Here is a 19,948-nt window from a genome sequence, read left to right on the forward strand (position 1 = left end):
CGACTGAACGAGCGACGGCATGCGCCAGGGGATGCGCGATGAAATGAGGGGCGCTTTGCCTGATATTCCGGCATCGGGACCGGGGGGCTTTCGTGGTAAAAATACGTACGCGCTATGCGTTGTTCCGAATGGGCGGCGCTACCAGTCGGCAGGGCGCGTGCCGTTTCGGTAAGTTGGCGATATTTGTGGGGTTTTGGCTGCGGATTGTCTGCGCGTAGAGGGTCGCCCAAGCTGCGACCCCATGGGCGGGAATGCGGGGAAGGCCAGAATCTCGTTCCCAGACTCTCAGGGGTTTCGTACCCTCCAGGGCATCATGCATTCGACTTGTATTGCGTCAGGCTATCCGGGGTTCGTGGCGGTCAACCGTCGCGAGCTTGACGCACATGCTCCACTCTCCTGGCCATTATTCGACGCCGACGGTACACCGTTGTTGGCGGCGGGCGAGCGATTGCCGTCCGAGGCGGATCTCGATTGGCTATTCACGATGTTTGCGCCGCATCGCCCGCTTCCCGACGCAGCGACGACGGGCGAGGCTGCCGGTCGCACCGAAGCGGCAAATTCTGCGTCGGCCCTCGGCACGGGGTCATCCACGGTATATCTGCAAGGTTTGCCGGTTCCGCTGCCGATCGGTGCATGGCTTCAGGTGCGTGTCGCCCCGGACGCCGAGACGGCTCGCGTGCGAGCCCGACTGATCGGCCGGGCGCCCAACGGCATGCTGATCCTCACACCGCCCTCGGCGGGCGAGGCACGGTTGCCGCTGGTGGCAGGCGATCGGCTGGCACTCTGGACGTTTCCCGGTGACAACCTCTACGAGTTCACTTGTGAGGTGCACAGCGTGCATCACGGTCCGTTCGACTACGTGGTGGTATCGCGTCCGTCGCAGGTGCGCGAAACACCCGTGCGCCGTACGCCGCGCGTCGATACGCGGCTCGTGGCGAGGTTGTCGGCAATCGACGAGACGTCGCGCGCGTCGTTCCGACGCCTGTTGGCCGATCCGCAGGACACGCCGGAATGGCTCGTGCTGGTGCGTGACATCAGTGCCGACGGGGCCGGCATTGTCGCGAAGGCGCCATTGCCGCAGGGATGCACTCACGTCGCGTTGCAGTTCCGCGTGCCGATCGGCGCGGACATTGTGCCGATTCTGGGAATGGCGGCGGTGCGGGGCGTTGAGGGACCGCGTGCGGACGGCACCTGGGCCTACGGCCTCGAATTCATGCAGATGGACACCCGTAACAAGGCGGCGATTCGCTGTTTCGTGTATGAATCGCGACTCACCGATCCGCGCGCGGGTCACTGACCGGGCCGCGTCAGGCGGTCAACGGAAAACGGCACCCGGAGGTGCCGTTTTTTCATCGTCTGCGAACCACCGGGAAACGCCGGTCCTGCATTGGGTGAGAGCGATCAGTCCTTGAACGTCGCCACGACCGGCGTGTGATCCGACGGTTGTTCCCACGTGCGGGGCACACGATCGATTTCACAGCCGGTGCAGCGCTCGGCGAGCGCAGCGGACGCCAGGATATGGTCGATACGCAGCCCGGCATTCCGACGGAAGGCGCCCATCCGGTAGTCCCACCAACTGAACGTTTTCTCGGGTTGCTCGAACATGCGGAATGTGTCGCGCAAACCGAGTCCTTGCAGTCGCGCGAACGCCTGGCGCTCCTGCGGGGACACCAGATTGCAGCCTTCCCACTTCGCCGGATCGTGTACGTCCCGGTCTTCCGGAGCGATGTTGTAATCGCCGAGCAGGGCAAGTTGCGGATGGTGCTGCAACTCGTCTGAGAGCCAATGGGTGAGGGCGTCCAGCCAGTTGAGCTTGTAGACGAACTTGTCCGATTCCAGCGACTGCCCGTTCGGGAAATAGCCACACACCACGCGCACGCCACCGATGGTTGCCGTGATGAGGCGCTGCTGCTCGTCCGGGAAGTTCGGCAGGTTCTTTACGACGTCGGTCGCTTCGCCCACTTTCGCGTGATTGACCAGTAGCGCAACACCGTTATAGGTCTTCTGACCGATGAAGTGCGACGTGTAGCCGAGCGCGGCGATCTCGGTGACCGGAAAATTCTCGTCGGTAAGCTTCAGTTCCTGAAGGCAGAGCACGTCGACCGGATTGCTGCGCAGCCAGTCCTGCACGTGGCCGATACGAACCTTGAGCGAGTTGACGTTCCAGGTGGCAAGTTGCATGAATTTCCTTGAAGAATGAGCCTCAGGCTTACGCCTTGTCGGTGGGCAATTTCGGGACGCCGACGAAGTCTTCGAGTGAAAGCCCCTTTTCCCGGAGCAGCGCTTCGAGCACCGGTTGCAGGCGGCCGAGGCTCTCCTGAACCGCTTCGCGCACCGTGTCGACCACCACCTGAGTGCTGCGCTCGATCTCGATGTTCACGCGCGAGCCGGCCACCTTGTCCTCGAACGTCGTCATGCGGCGTGTTTCCGGAATCAGCCAGACTTCGAACCAGCCTTCCTGGCGGTTGACTTCCGAGACCGTCAGGCTCGCGCCATTGATGGCGATATAACCCTTTGCGAAGACGTATTTGCGGAACGCCTCCGGGATGGCGATGCGCAACACGCGATTGGTATCGGAGGTGCGAACGCTGACGATTTCCGTGGAGAAATCGATGTGTCCCGACAGCGGATGGCCGCCGATCTCCGCGCCGTCCTTGGCCGCACGTTCAACATTGACCTGCGCGCCGACGCCGAAGCTGCCGAGCGTAGTCACATTCAGACTCTGGAGGATGACGTCGAACGACGCGGCGCTCGGCGAGAGCAGTTGCGTGACCGTCAGGCAGCAGCCGTCGACAGCGACGCTGGCGCCGAGCGTGAGGTCTTCGCAAAAGCCTTCGGGGAACGCCAGTTCGAGCGTGCACATGCCGTCGCGGTCTTCGATGGACGACAGCGTGGCCGTGCCTTGAACAATTCCGGTGAACATCGTGAGGTCGGTATTAAGAGTCGTGGGTTGTTATGCCGCAGTATTCTACTGCGTAGCGACGGTATGCCGCTCGTTGCGCGTCGTGCTACGATGCCGCCTTTTCACGGGATCTCGACGGATCGCTATGGGTTTCGAAGGCTGCCTGCTGGCGGATGACTTTTATTACTGGGCGGAGACATCGCCCGCGCCGCAGGGGCAGTTTCACGGAGTGGTGCATTTTACGGGATGGCGCGACGTAGACGATGTCATCGAGTCGCTGGACCCGCCGCTGACCCACACGACGGCCGAGGCCTACCGCTGGGCCAGCGATGCGCTTGAAGCCGCGCATGCACTGGCAAAGACGCTGGTCGCCGAGGGTCAGCTCGGCATCGACCCGTGAGCCACGACCCATGCGCGGTTTCAGCGGATTTGCCCGATTCGGCGAGTTCGGCAGGGTTGGCAGGGCTGGAACGGTTGGCAATGTCGCGCTGCATTTGCGCCGTACCCCGGCGATATCAACTGGCTATTCAACGTACTTACGCTTCACAAGCATCACGGACAGCACCATGACTCAGACTAAATTTGAACTTCAGAAGCGTCGCGGGCTGAAGATCGACGCCGGTGTGCGTCGTGGCCCGCCCACAGGCAAGACAGTGGGCGCGCAAGGCAAGCGAGGCGCGGGCGGCAGCAAGCTGCTTGGCGCGTTGCTCGGAACCCCGTCGGAGGCGACAACGGGTGCCGACGTCGATACCGGGGCTGACCGGGATGCGGCGCAGGGAACGTCCAAAGCGTGAGCGCGACGCGGAGAAATCTGCCGGAAAATTTGCGGGGATGAGGGGCTGACGTCCCGCGCGATGTCGTTCATTCCCGCATCCCCGCATCCCCGCATCCCTGCCGCCATTCGCCCGATGGCGATATCGGGCGCGATGCCGACAGCACGCCGGCTGCAATATCGCGGCGCCCGGACCGGGCTCAAGGCACGATCGCCAGGAACAGGAACGCGGCGAACAGTACCAGGTGAACCGCACCTTGCAAGACGGTTGTGCGTCCAGTGCCGAGCGTAATGACGCCAACAAGCAGCGTGACTGCGAGCAACACCGTCTCCTTGGGCGCCAGACCGAGCTCGATCTGCTGATCGAGAACCAGAGACACGGCCGCCACCGTCGGAATTGTCAGGCCGATGGACGCGAGCGCCGAACCGAGCGCCAGATTCAGACTTGTCTGAAGCTTGTTGGCCCGCGCCGCACGCAGCGCTGCCAGCCCCTCCGGCAACAGCACCAACGCGGCAATCACGATACCGACGACAGCCTTGGGCGCACCGGCGACCGCCACAGCCTGCTCGACCGCCGGCGAGAGCTTCTTCGCCAATCCCACCACGGCCACCAGCGCCACCACCAGCAATCCGAGACTCAGCACCGCCGTACGACGCGACGGCGGCGGCACGTGAACCTCTTCGCTCGGGGCCTTGGCGAGGAAATAGTCGCGATGGCTGATCGTCTGAACGAACACGAACACCAGATAAAGCACGAGTGAAATCATGCCCTCGAACGCCAGCTGCGAGGCCGTGAGGCCCGGGCCAAGCACCGAGCTCGTGTAATTCGGCAGCACTAGTGTGAGCACCGACAGCGCGCACAGGACGGCGAGCGCCGCACTCGCTCCCTCGACATGAAAGCCTTGCGTGTGATGCCGCACGCCGCCGAAAAGAAGACACAGACCGACGATCCCCGTCGACACGATCATGATGGCCGCGAACACCGTGTCGCGCGCCAGTCCCGCCTTGTCGGGGCCGCCGGAGAGCATCACCGAGACGATGAGCGCCACTTCAATGATCGTCACGGCCACGGCGAGCACCAGCGTACCGAACGGCTCGCCGACCTTGTGGGCAACCGTTTCTGCGTGATGCACGGCGGAGAACACGGCGCCCGCAAGCGCGGCAGCGCACAGCGTCAGCGCTGCGGCGTTCGGCAAGAAACCGGCAACTCCGAGGGCGACGAGGGCCAGGATCGGCATGTACATGGTCCAGTGGCCCAGCTTGGCGGTCTTTGAGGAGGACATCGTCGGAGACTCCAGATTGTCGGGAAAGGGGACGGCGGGGTGCTGCGGATCAGGCAACGGTGGGGAAACATTGCCCCGATGAGAACCTCGGGACGACGAGTCATGGTCGCAGAAAAGTGACACCCCGACAACAGAAAGGCGGTGACTCGCCACGAGCGCTATCGCGTGTCGCAAGTCCGCCGAAAAGCGCATGGACAAACGATCTTGCGTGACCACGCTTTTGACTCCGAGTCTGATTTCTCGGAGAAATTCCGCTGGGTGAGCGAGGAGTGGCGAAAAGCGAAAGCCAGTTGCGCCGTCATGCGGTAAGCGTTTCTTGCGTTGACATCCGATGCGTCAAAGGCGTATTGTCCGTTCATTGGTCTTACCACTGAATTGACTTATGTCTTTCGACCCCATCGTGCAGGTTTCCGTCTCGGAGCAGGTGGCGCAGCGTCTGCTCACGATGATCCGTACCGGACTGCTCAAACCCGGCGAGCAACTGCCGCCCGAGCGCGACCTGGCGAGCATGCTCGGTGTCGGGCGTCCGGCCGTTCGCGAGGCGATCCGCGGGTTGGCGCTGCTAGGGCTGTTGCGTATCCGGCAGGGCGAGGGAACGTTCGTCGGGTCACTCGAGATGCGAGAGCTCCTCGAACCGCTGGAGATGGTCATCGAATTGAATGCGGGCACGCTTGAAGCGTTGTTCGACGCGCGTCTGGTGATCGAGCCCGGGGTGGCGGCGCTGGCGGCGACCCATATCGGCGACGCAGACATTGCACGACTGCGCGCGCTCGCGCATGACGAGCAAAGCCTGCTGAATGACCCTGAGAAGTTCTCGGCAGCCGATATGGCATTTCACGAAACCATTATCGATGCATGCGAGAACCCGTTTTTGCAGAGCATCGCGAACAGCCTGTATCTGCTGGGCAAGAAGAGCCGTCGCGTCACCTCGCAAGTCGACGGTGTGCTCGAGCGCAGCCTTCAGGACCACCGTCTGATTCTCGACGCGCTGTCGGCGCGTGACCCGGCGCGCGCCGCACAGGCGATGCGTGAGCATCTGTGCCGCGTGCGCGATGCCTATGCGGTGTCGGCAGCGGCTTCGGCGAGCGGCGCCCCGGTAGCGACATCGGCCCAATCGACGTCATTGGCCTGATCGGACGCATCGGCCAATAGCGCGCACGCCGGAGCGTATGCGACGACCTTCGCAACACCGACGTCGTCAACGTCACGGGCATCGCTGACGCTGCCGACACCACCAACCCACAGGCTCACGAGGAGACACTCATGACTGGCCGACTGGCGGGCAAAACCGCCGTCATTACCGCAGCGGCGCAAGGTATCGGACGCGCTTGCGTTGAAGCCTATCTGCGTGAAGGCGCGCGCGTCATCGCAACGGATCTGAACATCAACACCCTAGCGGCGCTGGCCGACCACGCAAACCTCGTGCGACGTCCGCTCGATGTCACCGATAGCGCTGCCGTGGGCGCACTCGCCGGTGAACTCGGCGCCATCGACGTACTGTTCAACTGCGCAGGGTTCGTGCATCACGGCTCGGTCCTCGAGTGCGACGAGGCGGCATGGGACTTTTCGTTCGATCTGAACATCAAGAGCATGTACCGAACGACGCGGGCGTTTCTCCCGGCGATGCTGGCCGCAGGCGGCGGCGCGATCATCAATATGTCGTCGGCGGCATCGAGCGTGAAAGGCGTGGCGAATCGCTGCGTCTACGGCACGACGAAGGCGGCCGTGATCGGACTGACGAAATCGATCGCTGCCGACTTCGTCTCGCGGGGCATCCGCTGTAACGCGATCTGCCCGGGGACGGTGGAGTCGCCGTCGTTGCGTGAGCGTATTGCGACGCAGGCCGACGCGGCGGGCACCAGCCAGGCCGCGGTGCGTGACCAGTTCGTGGCGCGTCAGCCGATGGGGCGTGTGGGCACGCCCGAAGAAGTTGCGGCGCTTGCCGTCTATCTGGGTTCCGACGAATCCTCGTTTACCACCGGCGCCATTCATTTGATCGACGGCGGCTGGTCCAATTGATTTCGCAAGGAGAATTGCTTTGAAACTGCTGCGTTATGGCCCCAAGGGTCAGGAAAAGCCGGGTCTGCTCGACGCGGATGGCAAGGTACGCGACCTCTCCACCGTACTCGCGGATATCACGCCGCAAACGCTGAGTCCGCAGGGACTGGCGGCGCTGCGCGCACTCGACGTGGATTCGCTGCCCGTGGTGAGCTCGCCGGGCCGTTTTGGCGTGCCCTTCTCGGGCCTGGGGAAGTTTCTGGCGGTCGGGCTGAACTATAGCGACCACGCCGCCGAGGCGGGTCTGCCCGTGCCGTCCGAGCCGGTGCTGTTCACCAAGTGGGACAACTGCCTTACCGGACCGAACGACCCGGTCGTGCTGCCGAAGGACGCCGTCAAAGGCGATTGGGAAGTCGAACTGGGCTTCGTGATCGGTACCACGGCGCGTTACGTGCCGCTCGAGCGAGCCCTCGATTACGTCGCCGGTTACTGCGTGGTGAACGACGTATCGGAGCGCGAATACCAGATCGAACGCGGTGGCACCTGGGACAAGGGCAAAGGTTTCGATACGTTCGGCCCGGTTGGCCCGTGGCTCGTGACGACGGACGAAATTCGCGATCCGCAGCAACTTGGCCTGTGGCTCGATGTGAACGGCGTGCGTCGTCAGACCGGAAATACGTCCACCATGATCTTCAGCGTGGCCTATCTGGTGCACTACCTGAGCCAGTTCACGACGCTCAAGCCGGGCGATCTGGTGACGACGGGTACGCCACCGGGTGTCGGCCTCGGTCAGAAACCGCCGGTCTTTCTCAAGCCGGGCGACGTCATGCATCTTGGGATCGATGGGCTGGGCGAGCAGACGCAGAAGGTCCATGGCTATGATGCAAGCCTGCTCGACTGACGCGCCGCGCTGAGCGTTTGCCAGAATAGTTTCACATCGATCTTGTACGTTGGCGGTTGTATGGCGGTTGCGGCGGTGGCGCGGGTCGCCGCCGCTTTGCATTGGGCCGTGTGCACGGCGCCCGTCGGCGACATCATTGGGAGCGACACATCATGGAAGACCTGAAGGGTAAATACGTTTTGATTACGGGCGCGAGCACCGGCATTGGCGCTGCGGCAGCCAAGGCGTTCGCCGCACAGGGTGCGAACGTGGCGGTGCACTACAACCGCTCGGCAGACAAGGCGCAGGCGGTCGCCGATGCAGTGCGCGCCTATGGTGTAAATGCCATGACCGTGGCGGCCGACGTGCAGGACACGGCCGCAATCGACACGGCCGTCGCCCATGTGCTCGACGGTTTCGGCCGCATCGATGTGCTCATCAACAACGCGGGCAGCCTCGTCGCCCGCACGCCTTTCACCGAAGTGACCGACGCCTATTTCGACGAGGTCCTTAACGTCAATGCACGCTCGGTCATGGCATTCTCGCGTGCCGTCGTGCCCGCAATGCGCAAGCAGGGCGGCGGCGCCATCGTCAATGTCACGTCGATCGCCGCGCGCCACGGCGGCGGCCCCGGTGCGCTGATTTATGCAGCGTCCAAGGGGTTCGTCAGCACGCTCACACGCGGCATGGCCAAGGAATTGATGCCGGATCGCATTCGTGTGAACGCCGTGTCTCCGGGTGTGATCATGACGCCGTTCCACGAGCAGTTCAGCACGCAGGCGCAGATCGATGCGTTCCGTCAGAGTATTCCGATGGGGCGACTTGGCGAGCCGGACGAATGCTCGGGCGCCTTCCTGTATCTCGCCTCGGAAACGCTCGCCAGTTATGTGACGGGTCAGATCATCGAGGTCAACGGCGGGCAACTGATGGTGTAACGCGCATCGCCGGCGTCGTGCTGCCGATGCCGGGCATCACGCGTCGCTCACCTGTCGTTCGCGCGTCGTTCGCCAGTCATGCACCCGTCGTGAGGCTGGCGAAGCAGTCGTCTCACGCCTGGTCGGGCTTGGCATCGCGAGACATTTCCGGTGTGGCTTCGGAAAATTCCGAGGAGGTATCTCCTCGCGGCCCAATCTGGCGCACAGGGGGCCTTCACGGGTTCGCTTCTTGCGCAATTGCTGGCACACTGGCTCCATTCGTCTGCATATGCCCGCCGCTGTGACGCGCGGGCTTCACCATGAGGGGCAAATGGAACGCTGTCCATGGAGCGAAGGCTTCGAGCAATACCGTCAGTACCACGATCAGGAGTGGGGTGTGCCGCTGCGCGATTCGCGCGAGTTGTTCGAGCTGTTGATGCTCGAAGGCGCGCAGGCGGGGCTGTCGTGGTCCACGATTCTCAAGAAGCGCGATACCTATCGTCAGGCATTCGACAATTTCGATCCGGCGCGCATCGCGAAGTACGGTCCCGAGGACGAAGCCCGGTTGATGGCCGATCCCGGCATTGTTCGGAACCGCCTGAAAATCAACGGTGTTATCAAGGGCGCCCGCGCGTACCTCGCGATGGAGGCAGCGGGCACCCGTTTCAGCGATTTTGTGTGGCAGTTCGTCGGCGGTGAGCCGTTGCAAAATCGCTGGACGTCGCTGAGCGAGGTTCCGGCAACGTCCGCCGTATCGGACGCCATGAGCAAGGCGCTCAAGAAGGCCGGGTTTACATTCGTGGGCTCGACGATCTGCTACTCGTTCATGCAGGCAGCCGGCATGGTGAACGACCACCTGGTCGCGTGCCCGCGGCACAAAGCCGTCAGGGCGCTCGCCGTCAATGAGGTGAAAAACGTCGCGATTGCGGCGCGCAAACGCCGGGTAGGGGCGGCGTCGGCTACAATCGCGCCTGACGAATCAGGATCTGCCTAATGTTCAGCTACCGCCACGCCTTCCACGCCGGCAACCATGCCGACGTACTGAAACACTTCATCGCCGTTGAATGCATCGATTACATGCGCCAGAAAGACACGGCGTTCTGGTATATCGACACGCACGCCGGCGCGGGTGGCTATTCGCTCGAAGGCAAGTGGGCCGATAAGACGGGCGAGTACGAGACCGGCATCGGCCGCTTGTGGACGCGCGACGATCTGCCGCCGGCGCTGGCCGACTATGTCGCGCTGGTGCGCGAGTTCAACCCGGACGGCAAACTGAGCTACTACCCCGGTTCGCCGTATTTCGCCTTGCAACTGCTGGGCGACCGCGACCGTCTGCGCCTGTTCGAGGCGCATCCGACAGAGCAGGATGTACTGCGCGAGAACTTCGAGGCGCAGGGCCGCGCGGTGGCACGTCGTACGATGATTTTCGGTGCCGACGGTTTCGCCGGTCTGAAAACGATTTTGCCGCCGGCACCGCGCCGTGCATTTACACTGATCGATCCGTCGTATGAAGACAAGCGCGACTACACGCGCACGACACAGACGGTGCAGGAAGGGCTCGACCGCTTCCCGACCGGTATGTACGCGGTGTGGTATCCGCTGGTGCAGCGCCGCGAAGCTGCCCAACTGCCGGAGCGCATGAAGCGGCTCACGATCGACGAAAAGCCGATCAAGAACTGGCTGCAGGTCGAACTGAACGTCTGCAATCCGGTGCCGGGAGGCATGGGATTGCACGGCAGTGGCATGTTTATCGTGAACCCGCCCTACATGCTGCACGACACGCTCAAGACGACGATGCCGTACCTTGTCAAAGCGCTCGGTCAGGACAAGGGGGCGAAGTTCCTGCTGGACGGCAAACAGAGCTGACCTGCTCGCACGGGGCTCGCCCCTCGGGCCGGATGTCACGCTAACGATGCTGCCGGTTCCGGTGGCCGTCGGGCGGGGTGGTCAGGCGCAGGTGATGTCCGAAACCGTTCATTTCGCCCCACACTCTGCGCCCTCGACTCTGCACCCCGGACTTTGCACCTCGGACTTTGCACCTCGGACTTTGCGCCGCGGAGCGTCTTGAAATTTACTTGCCCGATGGCGGCACTTCGTACGGCAGCGACAGCAGTTCGTCCGGCGACAGATAACGCCATTCCCCGAGCGCCAAATTTCCCATCGGCAAGCCGCCGATGGCGATTCTGACCAGCCCCTCGACACGGTTGCCAGCGGCAGCGACCATGCGCTTGACCTGATGGTATTTGCCTTGTGTGATCGTTAGCGCGATTTCGTGGGACGACGGACTCATCACGTCCGTCGCGGCAAGGGGTTCGGTCTCATCGCGCAGCAATACGCCGTCGCGTAGCGCCTGCAACATCTCGTCGGTCACGGGATGCTTGGTCGTGGCGACGTATCGCTTGGGGACATGCCGGCGCGGCGACATCATGGCGTGAAGGAAGGGGCCGTCGTCCGAGAGCAGCAGCATGCCGGTCGTGTCCTGATCGAGACGGCCGGCGGGTTGCACGCCGCGAACCGCCAGCGGCAGGGGCAGCAACGAATGTACCCCTTCATGATGCGTTGGACTTGTCGAGCACTCGAAGCCCTCGGGCTTGTTCAGCAGAATATAGACGTGCTCCCGATAATCCCACAGCTCGCCATCGAGCGTGAATTGCAGACCCGCCGGGTCCAGCGATTCGCGAGGATTATCGTGCACGACGCCATCGATGGCGAAGGCGCCGGATTGGATGAGCTTGCGGCACATCTTTCGACTGCCGAAACCCTGAGATTGCAGAATACGTTCGAGCTCGATGATGCGTCTCCGTCAGGCACCGGGATTCAGGCCGCTATTGTAGCGGCCCGCGCGCTTCGATGCCCGACGTTGCGCCAGCCCGTCTAGTCGTCCTGCGTGGCGCCGCTGAATCGGCGATAGACGAAGCGTGCCGCCCAATCGAGCGCGAAGCCCAGCACGCCGATCACGAGAATGACGGCAGTCAGCTCCGAATACGCCAACCGGTCACGCGTGTCGAGAATGAGATAACCGAGGCCGGCGTTCACGCCGAGCATTTCCGCTGGCACCAGCACGATCCAGAGAATGCCGATCGCGAGCCGCACGCCGGTGAGCACGTGCGCGGCGATGCCCGGCACATAAACGTGCCAGAGCATTTCCCAACGCGTGGCGGCGAGACTCTCGCCAAGTTGCACCCAGCGTCGGTCGATGTGTGTGACCCCTGCTGACGTACTCATGACCAGCGGCCAGAGCGCCGCGAACGCCAGCAGGAAATAGACGGCGGGGTCGCCCACGCCGAGCGACATCACGGCAATGGGCATCCACGACAGGGGAGACACCATGCGCAGGAACTGCAGCGACGGTGTCAGGGCTTTATCGAGCCAGCGCACGCGCCCGATGAGAAAGCCGAGCGGCACGCCCAGCGCGATAGCCCACGCAAGGCCCACGGCGATGCGCCGTAGACTCGCAGCAATGTGCCGACCTAATTGTTCGTCGCGAATCAGGTCCGGCAGGGCGTGCAAGGCTGCTGCCGGCGAGAATTGCGAGGCGAGTGAGCCGGTTGTCGTGAACAGCGCGATGCCCAGCCACCAGATCGCCACGATGCCGACAAGGCCCGCCAGACCGAGCCACGCGCGGGCGACGCGCGGGGCGCTCGCCCTCGCTGTCGCGCGGGTCGACGGGCCTGCGGCGCTGGCAGACGACGCATTTGCGCGATCGTCGGACACAAGATCAGACAACGATGACCTCCTGACGCGTAAAGCCCTCCGGCAGACCGAATGCCTTCATGCCGCCCGCAGCCGCAATGCTTTTCTTGACGAACCGGTCGTCGACGAGATCGCGTGCGACAAATGCGGGGTCGAGCTTGGCGAGGAATTGGGCGTTGCCTTCGACCTGCGTCTTTTGCATATGCCGTACCAGTGCTTCGGTATAGCTCGGATACGGGTAAGGCTGGAAGTCGATGCGCTTTTCATGCCAGTCGGCATGAAGAATGGCTTTGTCCGCGAGGTAGCGACCTTGGTCGGACGCCGCAGGGGCCAGCACGCGTTGCAGCACCTGGAATGGATGCGGCGTGTAGCGGTTTTCCCCTTCCTTCGAGAGCAGGCGCGCCGCATCTTCCGGGTGTGCGCGTGTCCATGCCTGCGCCTTGACGATGGCGTCGACGACCTTTTGCGACCATTCCGGACGCGAGGTGAGGTCACGCTCGTGCATCGTCACGACGCAGCACGCATGGTTCTTCCACACGTCACCGGTAAAGCGCAGGATCTTGCCGACCTTGAGGTTCTCTGCCGCCGCATTGAACGGTTCCGCAACGATATACCCCGCGATCTGTTTCGCGGCGAGCGCCGGTGGCATGTCCGAGGGCGCCATCACGATCAGATTGACCTCATTGGCGGCGGGCGCACCGTTCTTCTTGAGCACGGGTGTGAGGCCGTTGGCGGCCAGCAGGCCCTGCAAAACGACATTGTGGATCGAATACCAGAACGGCACGGCGAATGTCTTGCCGCCGAGATCACTGACCTTGTTGATATCGGGCGCGACCGTCATTGCGCTACCGTTGACGTGATTCCATGCCACGACCTTCGCTTGCGCCTGGCTGCCGTAGCGCGCCCACACCGTCATGGGCGAGAGCAGGTGAACGACATTGACTTGCCCGGAGAGGAAGGCCTCGATCAGTTGCGCCCAACTGCGCAATAACGTCGGCTTGTCCGCCTTGATACCCGCTTGCTCGAAGTAGCCGTTGTTGTGGGCAACGAGCAGAGGTGTGGCATCGGTGATCGGCAGATAGCCGATGCGCAACGGGGCATCCGGCTCCGCGGCGGCGCGCGCCGCTGCCGAAGCCAACAAGGGTGCAGCACCGGCCACGGTCATCATCGAAGCAAGTTTCAGCCATTCGCGGCGGGAAATTTGGCACATGGTCTGGGGATCCCCGTAAGTTCGGTCGTCGCGACCTATCGTGTTGTGTGAGTGAGTGTCGCGTCGCGCGACATCGCGAGATGCAACGCCTGAAGAATGTCGATGCGCAACGCGCCAAGCGCCTGTACTTGTGCCTCGCGCGGCGAGGGCACCTCGATTTGCCACTGCGCCAATGTGCGCCCCTGATTGCCGAGCAGCACGATGCGGTCGGAGACGAGCAGCGCCTCATCGATATCGTGTGTCACGAGCACGGTCGCCGCGCCGGTATCGCGCACGACCGTCACGAGCAGACGCTGCATGTCGGCACGCGTGACTTCATCGAGCGCGCCGAACGGTTCATCGAGAAGCAGTGCTCGCGGTTGTCGCGCAAGGCAGCGAGCCAGCGCCACGCGTTGCGCCATACCGCCCGACAACTGGCGCGGATGCAAATGATGGGCATGGGCGAGCCCGACTTCGTTGAGCGCGGCGTCGATACGCGCGCGTCGCGTGTCCCGAGACAGCGCCGGTTGACGCGCGAACGTGAGGCCGAATGCTACATTGCGCTCCACGGAAAGCCACGGCAGAAGGCAAGGGTCCTGAAACGCCAGCGCGACATCGGGGCGGGGGCCGGTGAGCGAGGCGCCGTCCACGGACACCGTGCCTTGGGTCGGCGCAAGCAAGCCGGCAGCAATGCGGAGCAAGGTCGATTTTCCCGACCCGCTCGGCCCGAGCACGGAGACGAGTTCTCCCGGTGCGACCGTCAGGTCGACGCCTCGCAGGATCGCCCGCTCGCCGTAGGACAAGCCGATGTCGCGCAGCGTCAGAAAGGGCGAAGCGTTGTGCGAAGAAGCAGATGAAGACGCAGGCGAAGAAGCGGACGACGCCAACGCAGCCATCGTCGTTGATGGCGCAGGGCCGACGCGCGAGGCTTGCTCGTGCGCTTCGGCAATGAACGTATCGGTGTGCGCGCGTTGCGTCGCCGTGGGTCGGGTCATTGAGCCGTTTCGGTCCTGAGTTGTTGCGCCCGCTGCGCTGCGAGCTGATTTTTCAATTGCACCAGGCTGGGCGTGACGATGGGCACGAAGGCCGCTTCGCGTTGCCGGCGCGCGATGCCCGAGAGTCCGCGCAGATAGCCGCGCCCGCCGCCAGTCTGCACTTCGAGTGAGGCGGCATCATGAACCAGTTCCGCCAGTGCGATTCGCAGCTTGAACAGACTGGCCGGCGTGTCGACGAATTCGCCCTGCAATACCCCGGCCTTAAGGCGTGCCGTGAGCGTATCAAGTTGCTCGGTCAGCGCGGCGACCTCGTCAGCCACTGCTGCTCGGGCGCCCGGGCCGCCGTCGCGCGTGCCCGCCAGGCTGCGCCGCGCAAGCCCCAGCGACATGCCGCACTGCAGCCCGAGAAACGCGGGACGCACGCGCACGAGCCACGCCGGGGCGTCGTCGGTCACGCGATCGTCATCGGTCAGCGGTGTGTCGGCCATTTGCAGTGCTGCGGTATTCGTGCCTCGCAGGCCGATCAGATCGAGATCGTCGCTGCGCGTCACGCCCGGCGCGTGATGGGCGATCGCGAAGATCGAGGGCGGGCCACCGGCCTCATGATCCACCGCTGCTGCCGCCACGAAACCTTGTTTGCGAAGGTTCGTGATCCACGGCAGTCCACCATTGACTCGCCAGGCACGCGCGCCGTCGTCGGTGACGACGTTCGTCGCGCGAATTTGCAGCGGTTCGATCGCCGAGAGATATTTCATCGCATTCGACAACCCCGTGGCGCCCGCGAGTTCGCCGCATAGCAGGGCGGGCAGGTGTCGGTCGCGCAGGCGGCGATTCGGGCTTTGCAGCAAGTATTCGATGAATGTGCGCTGCCCCCATAGCACGAACGCTGCTGCGAACGAATGTTCCGCAACGTCCGCAACCGTGTCGATCGCGTCGACGATCGAGCCGCCCGCACCGCCCAGTTCGACCGGTACGCCAACGCGAAGCAGTCCAGCCCCGGCCAACCGGGGGACCACATCGGCACTGAGCGTGGCATCGGTGTCGAGTGTCTCGGCGTGCGTGTCCAGCCAGCCCGCGAGCGCAGGGGCGTGCGTGGCCAGTCCGTGAAGGCTGTCGTGGCTGTCGTCGGCGCTCATGCCGCTTCTGCCTTCGGTTCCCAGCGGTATGCCGCCAGTTGCGGGTTCAGTTCGTTTTGCGAGAGGTTGTTCGCAAAGTTGCACAGCGTGGCGAGCGATACGCCAAGCACGACCTCCAGCGCGGCGGCGTCGTCGAAACCGGCCGATTTGAAGGCTGCGAGTTCAGCGTCCGACACCGCGCCGCGCGAAGCAATGACCGCACGCGTGAAAACCGCGACCGCATCCAGTTTGGCGTCTGAGAGTCTGCTCTGGTCGCGAATTTCATTGACGAGCGCTTCCGGCAACTGCGCTTTCTTGAGCGCCACGGCCGTATGCCCCGCCACGCAAAAACCGCAGCCATGGATGCCGGCAGCGGTGATCTGCACCACTTCGCGCTCGGCTAGCGTCAGGCTCGTGCGCGCATTGATGGCGCCCACGGTGAGATAAGTTTCGAGCGCCGTGGGGGCATTGGCCAGCGACGCGACGAGGTTTGGCAGGAATCCGTTAGCCGCCAGCGACTTTTCCAGGAACGGACGGCTGGCTTCAGGGGCGGTCTCAAGGGTGTGCAGTGGCAGTCGGCTCATATCGGGCTCCTTACAGTCGAGCATCCATTGTGCGCAAGGCCGATGCAAGGCTCAATGCGCGCCCGTCTGAAAATTCTGCGGATTTGTCTCAGTGGGCGAAGGACGCGTCCGAGCGGCATATCCCGCAATGCGTGATGTTGCTGCGGGCCCCCCTGCCGATATGCATCGGCGCCAGTCCGAGAGGCCGATGGAAATCGCGGCTCAGTGCAGCGGGTAACTGGCGGAAGGGGTGACGGCCGGGGGCGCAGAGGCGGCATCGGGGGCATCGGCGGCATCGGTGGCCTGACGGCGCCACGCCCCCGGCTGCATGCCTGTCACGCGTTTGAAGGCTTGCGCGAAGGCCGACTCGGACTGGTAGCCGACCTGCTCGGCGGCTTCCGGCAACGACACGCCCGCGCGAAGCAGGGCGGCCGCCGTCTTCATGCGGACCAACGTCACGAACTGCGCCGGGGGTTGTCCGCCGATTTCCGCGAATTGCTTGCAAAAGCGCGCGCGCGACATGTGGACGAAGTCCGCCATACGATCGGTCGTCCAGCGCGCCCCGGGCGATTCGATGATCGCGGCAGCGAGCCGCCCGAACGCATCGCGTCGCATGAGTCGCCACATTCCTGGCGCTACATCTTCGGTGTGCACCGCCTCGCGCAACGCATAGTAGAAAAGCAGATCGGTCAGGCGGGCGAGCAGCGGCGACGGGGCATCCCCCGGTCGCCGCGCTTCGGCTTGAATCAGAGCGAAGATCTGCGTCATGCCCTCCAGCCGGCCGCTGGCGTGGCGCGGGACGATCGGGTTTGGCAGCATGCCGAGCACCAGCGCGTCCAGATCGGTTCGGAATTCGAAAAAGCCACAGGCCAGGGCGACGAAGGGCGGTGCATCGGGCGCCGCGTGTGGCGCCGTATGTGGCGCCGTATGTGGCGCGGGCGGCAGCGGTGTCATCGTGCCGGCGCGCGTGCTCAGATCGGCAGGGGCCGTCGATGACGGGGTCAGGGCATGCGGCACATCGGAGAGCAGGAAGACGGCGTCTCCGGCATGCAACGCCAGAGTCCGGGGCGGCTGGCCCGCATGCGGGCCGACATGCAGGTAGCAGTTGCCGTCCAGTACGACGTGGAAGCTCGCACGCTGGTGACCTGCGGTCGATGCCTGATACGCGCCGCAGTACTCGCCCACATGGAATAACGTGCTTTTCAGCTCGAGGCCGGCCAGTAGCCAGTCGGCCACGCGGTCGGGGTGGCCCGCACTGGCCGAGGACGCCGAGGACGCGTGTGCGTGCGACAGCGTTGCGTCAGCGACGTCTGCTGTGTCCGCAGCCTCTGCCAAACCACTTCGAGTCTCGCGCTCCATCCCAAACCCCACCTCTTGACGCCTGCGTCGGCAAAACGATCATGCTCCCCACCGACATTCGCCAGCACAACTATTTTTTCGTTGGATGCTTATTACGGTCGGGGATTTGTCGGACGGGGTGGAGCGGCCATGAAAAAAGCCGATGATCTTTCGATCATCGGCTTTTCGTATTTTGTTGGTGCCCAGAAGAGGACTCGAACCTCCACGGTGTTACCCGCTAGTACCTGAAACTAGTGCGTCTACCAATTCCGCCATCTGGGCCCCGTCAGCTCGCTTACTGCTTGCTCGCTGCGAAGAAGTGAGATTATGCCCATGGTGCCCCGTGCTGTCAACACTGGTGCGTGAAAAAATTCAAAAAACTTTCACGCACCGCGTCCGCGCGCGGCAAGCGCTGCGAAGTCAGGCCGCACGGCCCATATGCTCCGACCGAATCATGTCGATCAAATGGCGCAATCCGGGCAACGTCTGACGGCGGCTCGGGTAGTACATCGACAACGGCGGCCCGTCGACGGCCCAGTCCGTGAGCACTGCCTCCAGGGTGCCGTCGGCCAACTGCGCCGACACGTTGCGCTCCAGCACATACCCCAGTCCCAAACCCCCCAGGGCCGCAGCAATCACGCCATCGCTTTCGTTGATGCTCAACGCACCAGGTACGTCCAGCTCGACCGCCGACGTGCCGTTTCCGAGTTCCCACTTGTACAACGTGTTGTCGCCCAGGCGCATCCGGATGCAATTGTGCGACATCAAATCCTGCGGCACCTTCGGCCGGCCGTGGCGCGCAAGGTACGCAGGCGATGCCACCACGATCCACTTGAGCGCCGGGGTCAACGGCGTCGCAATCATGTCGCCCGGCACCGTATCGCCATAGCGCATGCCCGCATCGAAGCCTTCGGCCACGATGTCGAGCATCCGGTCGTCGACTGTCACATCGAGTTCGATATCGGGATATGAGGCCACAAAGCGGGGCAAGATCGGATCGAGCAACAATCGCGCCGCATCGCGCGGGACATTCAGACGCAAGCGTCCCGCAGGCGATGCGCGGTAGCGGTCCAGTGCGCCGATCGCCGTCGCGATCTGCTCGAGACCTGCTTCCAGTTCCTTCGCCAGCGCCGATCCCGCCGCTGTCGGCGACACGGAGCGACTCGTGCGGTTCAGCAATTTCACGCCCAGACGCGCTTCGAGATTTCGCATCGCGTGACTCAGGGCAGAGGTCGTCACGCCTAACTCCGTGGCGGCCTCGCGAAAACTCTGCCGGCGGCAGATGGTGACAAAAACGTTCAAATCGGCAAGCTCGCCGCGAGTGAAGGCAGGCATGTATTTCCCAACAAGTATCAAGCAACAAAAACCAAAAACACCCGACGAGCTCAACGAGTTAAGCGTCTGTTGAACAATATTCAATTTTTTATGAGGTAAATTTTACAGATTTCCTTTTGATTCTGAATGGCCCCTTGCGCGGCGTGACGCAAACGCTACACATTCTCACTTACGGTAAAAAACGAGCAAGGGCGACTCACCGGGAATTGCAGGGAATTGCAGGGAATCGCCCTTATCTTTCGTCACGTCATGGACGCCGCATCAAGCGTCCACGAAAATGACCTGCCCGGTGATGAAACTGTCGACGCATCGCCGGAAGGCTTTGCCGACCAATTTGTCGGCGACCGGCTGATAGCCAGGCATCATGTCGCGATAGTCCGCCCACGCCGATTCGATCACGGTAGGATTGACCGCGTTGATCCGGATGCCGCGCGGCAATTCGTGTGCGACGCATTTCACGAAGGTGTCGATGGCGCCGCTGGTCGTGGCATCTGCGATGCCCATGGGCATGGGTTTGATGTTGAGAATGCCGGAGATCAGCGTGAACGATCCTCGGTCGTCGATGTACTTCAAACCCTCGCGCACCACGTTCATCTGGCCGACCAGCTTGCTTTGAATCGTGCTCGCCCACTGGTCGTTCGTCATCGACTCGAAGTCGGCGTATTCGCAGTGGCCGACGGCACTGATGACGGCATCGAACGACCCATGGTTCTCGATGACGGATTCAAACAGGCTCGCCAGCGACCCGCTGCGCGTGACGTCGACCCGAAGATGCTTCGGATCGCTACCACCGGATCTGCTGGCCATGATGACGTCATGATCGTCGAGATCGGTCATGGCCGCCTGTCCGATGTGGCCCGTCGCGCCGATCACGATGACGCGCTTTTTCTGCTTCGTGTTGTTGATGCCGGTGTTCATGGTGCCTACCTCGCTCAGTGCGGTTGAAAAGGAGGCGCCATCATAGAAATCGC

At 63.3% G+C, this 19,948-nt stretch carries 21 protein-coding genes and 1 tRNA gene; 9 read left to right on the forward strand and 13 right to left on the reverse strand.

The genetic code is table 11. The annotated features are described in order from the left end of the window. Window positions 1–313: 313 nt before the first annotated feature. Window positions 314–1,297, forward strand: coding sequence for a flagellar brake protein (locus PCA31118_RS18695; protein ID WP_174990528.1), 984 nt, complete (start codon window positions 314–316; stop codon window positions 1,295–1,297). A gap of 104 nt (window positions 1,298–1,401) precedes the next feature. On the opposite strand, the gene xth is transcribed toward PCA31118_RS18695, so the two are convergent. Next, on the reverse strand, window positions 1,402–2,181 hold the full coding sequence (gene xth, locus PCA31118_RS18700) for an exodeoxyribonuclease III (protein ID WP_150626604.1): 780 nt from the start codon (window positions 2,179–2,181) through the stop codon (window positions 1,402–1,404). Window positions 2,182–2,209: 28 nt separating this feature from the next. Continuing rightward, entirely contained in the window at window positions 2,210–2,923 is a 714-nt protein-coding gene (locus PCA31118_RS18705; protein ID WP_150626605.1) for a riboflavin synthase subunit alpha, read from the reverse strand. Between the two features lie 124 nt (window positions 2,924–3,047). Here PCA31118_RS18705 and PCA31118_RS18710 point away from each other — a divergent pair, with 124 nt between their 5' ends. Next, window positions 3,048–3,302: a hypothetical protein gene (locus PCA31118_RS18710; RefSeq protein ID WP_150626606.1), complete on the forward strand. Its 255-nt coding sequence runs from the start codon at window positions 3,048–3,050 to the stop codon at window positions 3,300–3,302. Window positions 3,303–3,468: 166 nt separating this feature from the next. Then, window positions 3,469–3,696: a hypothetical protein gene (locus PCA31118_RS18715; RefSeq protein WP_150626607.1), complete on the forward strand. Its 228-nt coding sequence runs from the start codon at window positions 3,469–3,471 to the stop codon at window positions 3,694–3,696. A gap of 178 nt (window positions 3,697–3,874) precedes the next feature. Here the strand turns inward: PCA31118_RS18715 and PCA31118_RS18720 are convergent, their stop codons facing one another. Further along, entirely contained in the window at window positions 3,875–4,957 is a 1,083-nt protein-coding gene (locus PCA31118_RS18720; protein ID WP_150626608.1) for a calcium:cation antiporter, read from the reverse strand. 382 nt (window positions 4,958–5,339) lie between these two features. Here PCA31118_RS18720 and PCA31118_RS18725 point away from each other — a divergent pair, with 382 nt between their 5' ends. The 6 genes from PCA31118_RS18725 to PCA31118_RS18750 all read left to right on the forward strand — a co-directional run bounded on the left by PCA31118_RS18725 (window position 5,340) and on the right by PCA31118_RS18750 (window position 10,615). Then, window positions 5,340–6,089: a FadR/GntR family transcriptional regulator gene (locus PCA31118_RS18725; protein ID WP_150626609.1), complete on the forward strand. Its 750-nt coding sequence runs from the start codon at window positions 5,340–5,342 to the stop codon at window positions 6,087–6,089. Between the two features lie 131 nt (window positions 6,090–6,220). Beyond that, window positions 6,221–6,976 carry an SDR family oxidoreductase gene (locus PCA31118_RS18730; protein WP_150626610.1) on the forward strand — a complete coding sequence of 252 codons (756 nt, stop codon included), beginning with the start codon at window positions 6,221–6,223 and terminating at the stop codon, window positions 6,974–6,976. Window positions 6,977–6,995: 19 nt separating this feature from the next. Beyond that, a complete protein-coding gene (locus PCA31118_RS18735) occupies window positions 6,996–7,856 on the forward strand; it encodes a fumarylacetoacetate hydrolase family protein (protein WP_150626611.1) in 861 nt (286 codons plus the stop codon). A gap of 152 nt (window positions 7,857–8,008) precedes the next feature. Continuing rightward, entirely contained in the window at window positions 8,009–8,770 is a 762-nt protein-coding gene (locus PCA31118_RS18740) for an SDR family NAD(P)-dependent oxidoreductase (protein ID WP_150626612.1), read from the forward strand. Window positions 8,771–9,080: 310 nt separating this feature from the next. Continuing rightward, window positions 9,081–9,743, forward strand: a complete 663-nt coding sequence (locus PCA31118_RS18745; RefSeq protein WP_150626613.1) for a DNA-3-methyladenine glycosylase I — start codon at window positions 9,081–9,083, stop codon at window positions 9,741–9,743. After that, entirely contained in the window at window positions 9,743–10,615 is an 873-nt protein-coding gene (locus tag PCA31118_RS18750) for a 23S rRNA (adenine(2030)-N(6))-methyltransferase RlmJ (protein WP_150626614.1), read from the forward strand. The genes PCA31118_RS18745 and PCA31118_RS18750 overlap by 1 nt, the downstream gene beginning before the upstream one ends. Before the next feature lie 205 nt (window positions 10,616–10,820). Here the strand turns inward: PCA31118_RS18750 and PCA31118_RS18755 are convergent, their stop codons facing one another. The 10 genes from PCA31118_RS18755 to PCA31118_RS18800 form a co-directional block, all read right to left on the reverse strand. Further along, window positions 10,821–11,540, reverse strand: coding sequence for a pseudouridine synthase (locus tag PCA31118_RS18755; protein WP_150626615.1), 720 nt, complete (start codon window positions 11,538–11,540; stop codon window positions 10,821–10,823). A gap of 83 nt (window positions 11,541–11,623) precedes the next feature. Further along, window positions 11,624–12,475: an ABC transporter permease gene (locus PCA31118_RS18760; RefSeq protein WP_425495379.1), complete on the reverse strand. Its 852-nt coding sequence runs from the start codon at window positions 12,473–12,475 to the stop codon at window positions 11,624–11,626. After that, window positions 12,468–13,652, reverse strand: a complete 1,185-nt coding sequence (locus PCA31118_RS18765) for an ABC transporter substrate-binding protein (RefSeq protein WP_150626616.1) — start codon at window positions 13,650–13,652, stop codon at window positions 12,468–12,470. Before PCA31118_RS18765 ends, PCA31118_RS18760 begins: the two co-directional genes overlap by 8 nt. A 35-nt stretch (window positions 13,653–13,687) precedes the next feature. Further along, window positions 13,688–14,626, reverse strand: a complete 939-nt coding sequence (locus PCA31118_RS18770; protein ID WP_246190314.1) for an ABC transporter ATP-binding protein — start codon at window positions 14,624–14,626, stop codon at window positions 13,688–13,690. After that, entirely contained in the window at window positions 14,623–15,762 is a 1,140-nt protein-coding gene (locus PCA31118_RS18775) for an acyl-CoA dehydrogenase family protein (protein ID WP_150626617.1), read from the reverse strand. The genes PCA31118_RS18770 and PCA31118_RS18775 overlap by 4 nt, the downstream gene beginning before the upstream one ends. Further along, on the reverse strand, window positions 15,759–16,325 hold the full coding sequence (locus PCA31118_RS18780; protein ID WP_150626618.1) for a carboxymuconolactone decarboxylase family protein: 567 nt from the start codon (window positions 16,323–16,325) through the stop codon (window positions 15,759–15,761). Before PCA31118_RS18780 ends, PCA31118_RS18775 begins: the two co-directional genes overlap by 4 nt. Before the next feature lie 201 nt (window positions 16,326–16,526). Then, window positions 16,527–17,639 carry an AraC family transcriptional regulator gene (locus PCA31118_RS18785; RefSeq protein WP_343043297.1) on the reverse strand — a complete coding sequence of 371 codons (1,113 nt, stop codon included), beginning with the start codon at window positions 17,637–17,639 and terminating at the stop codon, window positions 16,527–16,529. 200 nt (window positions 17,640–17,839) lie between these two features. Continuing rightward, window positions 17,840–17,924, reverse strand: a tRNA-Leu gene (locus PCA31118_RS18790). 138 nt (window positions 17,925–18,062) lie between these two features. Then, window positions 18,063–18,977 (reverse strand): LysR substrate-binding domain-containing protein, encoded by a 915-nt coding sequence (locus PCA31118_RS18795; RefSeq protein WP_150626620.1) that lies wholly within the window; start codon window positions 18,975–18,977, stop codon window positions 18,063–18,065. Between the two features lie 261 nt (window positions 18,978–19,238). Beyond that, window positions 19,239–19,895, reverse strand: coding sequence for a short chain dehydrogenase (locus tag PCA31118_RS18800; protein WP_150626621.1), 657 nt, complete (start codon window positions 19,893–19,895; stop codon window positions 19,239–19,241). Window positions 19,896–19,948: the final 53 nt, after the last annotated feature.

The sequence above is a fragment of the Pandoraea captiosa genome (genome assembly GCF_902459775.1).
GTDB classification, from domain to species: Bacteria; Pseudomonadota; Gammaproteobacteria; order Burkholderiales; family Burkholderiaceae; genus Pandoraea; species Pandoraea captiosa.

Coding starts and splice junctions, on each gene's coding strand:
- PCA31118_RS18695 (WP_174990528.1), top strand. CDS start 314: ATGCATTCGACTTGTATTGCGTCAGGCTATCCGGGGTTCGTGGCGGTC.
- xth (WP_150626604.1), bottom strand. CDS start 2,181: ATGCAACTTGCCACCTGGAACGTCAACTCGCTCAAGGTTCGTATCGGC.
- PCA31118_RS18705 (WP_150626605.1), bottom strand. CDS start 2,923: ATGTTCACCGGAATTGTTCAAGGCACGGCCACGCTGTCGTCCATCGAA.
- PCA31118_RS18710 (WP_150626606.1), top strand. CDS start 3,048: ATGGGTTTCGAAGGCTGCCTGCTGGCGGATGACTTTTATTACTGGGCG.
- PCA31118_RS18715 (WP_150626607.1), top strand. CDS start 3,469: ATGACTCAGACTAAATTTGAACTTCAGAAGCGTCGCGGGCTGAAGATC.
- PCA31118_RS18720 (WP_150626608.1), bottom strand. CDS start 4,957: ATGTCCTCCTCAAAGACCGCCAAGCTGGGCCACTGGACCATGTACATG.
- PCA31118_RS18725 (WP_150626609.1), top strand. CDS start 5,340: ATGTCTTTCGACCCCATCGTGCAGGTTTCCGTCTCGGAGCAGGTGGCG.
- PCA31118_RS18730 (WP_150626610.1), top strand. CDS start 6,221: ATGACTGGCCGACTGGCGGGCAAAACCGCCGTCATTACCGCAGCGGCG.
- PCA31118_RS18740 (WP_150626612.1), top strand. CDS start 8,009: ATGGAAGACCTGAAGGGTAAATACGTTTTGATTACGGGCGCGAGCACC.
- PCA31118_RS18745 (WP_150626613.1), top strand. CDS start 9,081: ATGGAACGCTGTCCATGGAGCGAAGGCTTCGAGCAATACCGTCAGTAC.
- PCA31118_RS18750 (WP_150626614.1), top strand. CDS start 9,743: ATGTTCAGCTACCGCCACGCCTTCCACGCCGGCAACCATGCCGACGTA.
- PCA31118_RS18765 (WP_150626616.1), bottom strand. CDS start 13,652: ATGTGCCAAATTTCCCGCCGCGAATGGCTGAAACTTGCTTCGATGATG.
- PCA31118_RS18770 (WP_246190314.1), bottom strand. CDS start 14,626: ATGACCCGACCCACGGCGACGCAACGCGCGCACACCGATACGTTCATT.
- PCA31118_RS18775 (WP_150626617.1), bottom strand. CDS start 15,762: ATGAGCGCCGACGACAGCCACGACAGCCTTCACGGACTGGCCACGCAC.
- PCA31118_RS18780 (WP_150626618.1), bottom strand. CDS start 16,325: ATGAGCCGACTGCCACTGCACACCCTTGAGACCGCCCCTGAAGCCAGC.
- PCA31118_RS18795 (WP_150626620.1), bottom strand. CDS start 18,977: ATGCCTGCCTTCACTCGCGGCGAGCTTGCCGATTTGAACGTTTTTGTC.
- PCA31118_RS18800 (WP_150626621.1), bottom strand. CDS start 19,895: ATGAACACCGGCATCAACAACACGAAGCAGAAAAAGCGCGTCATCGTG.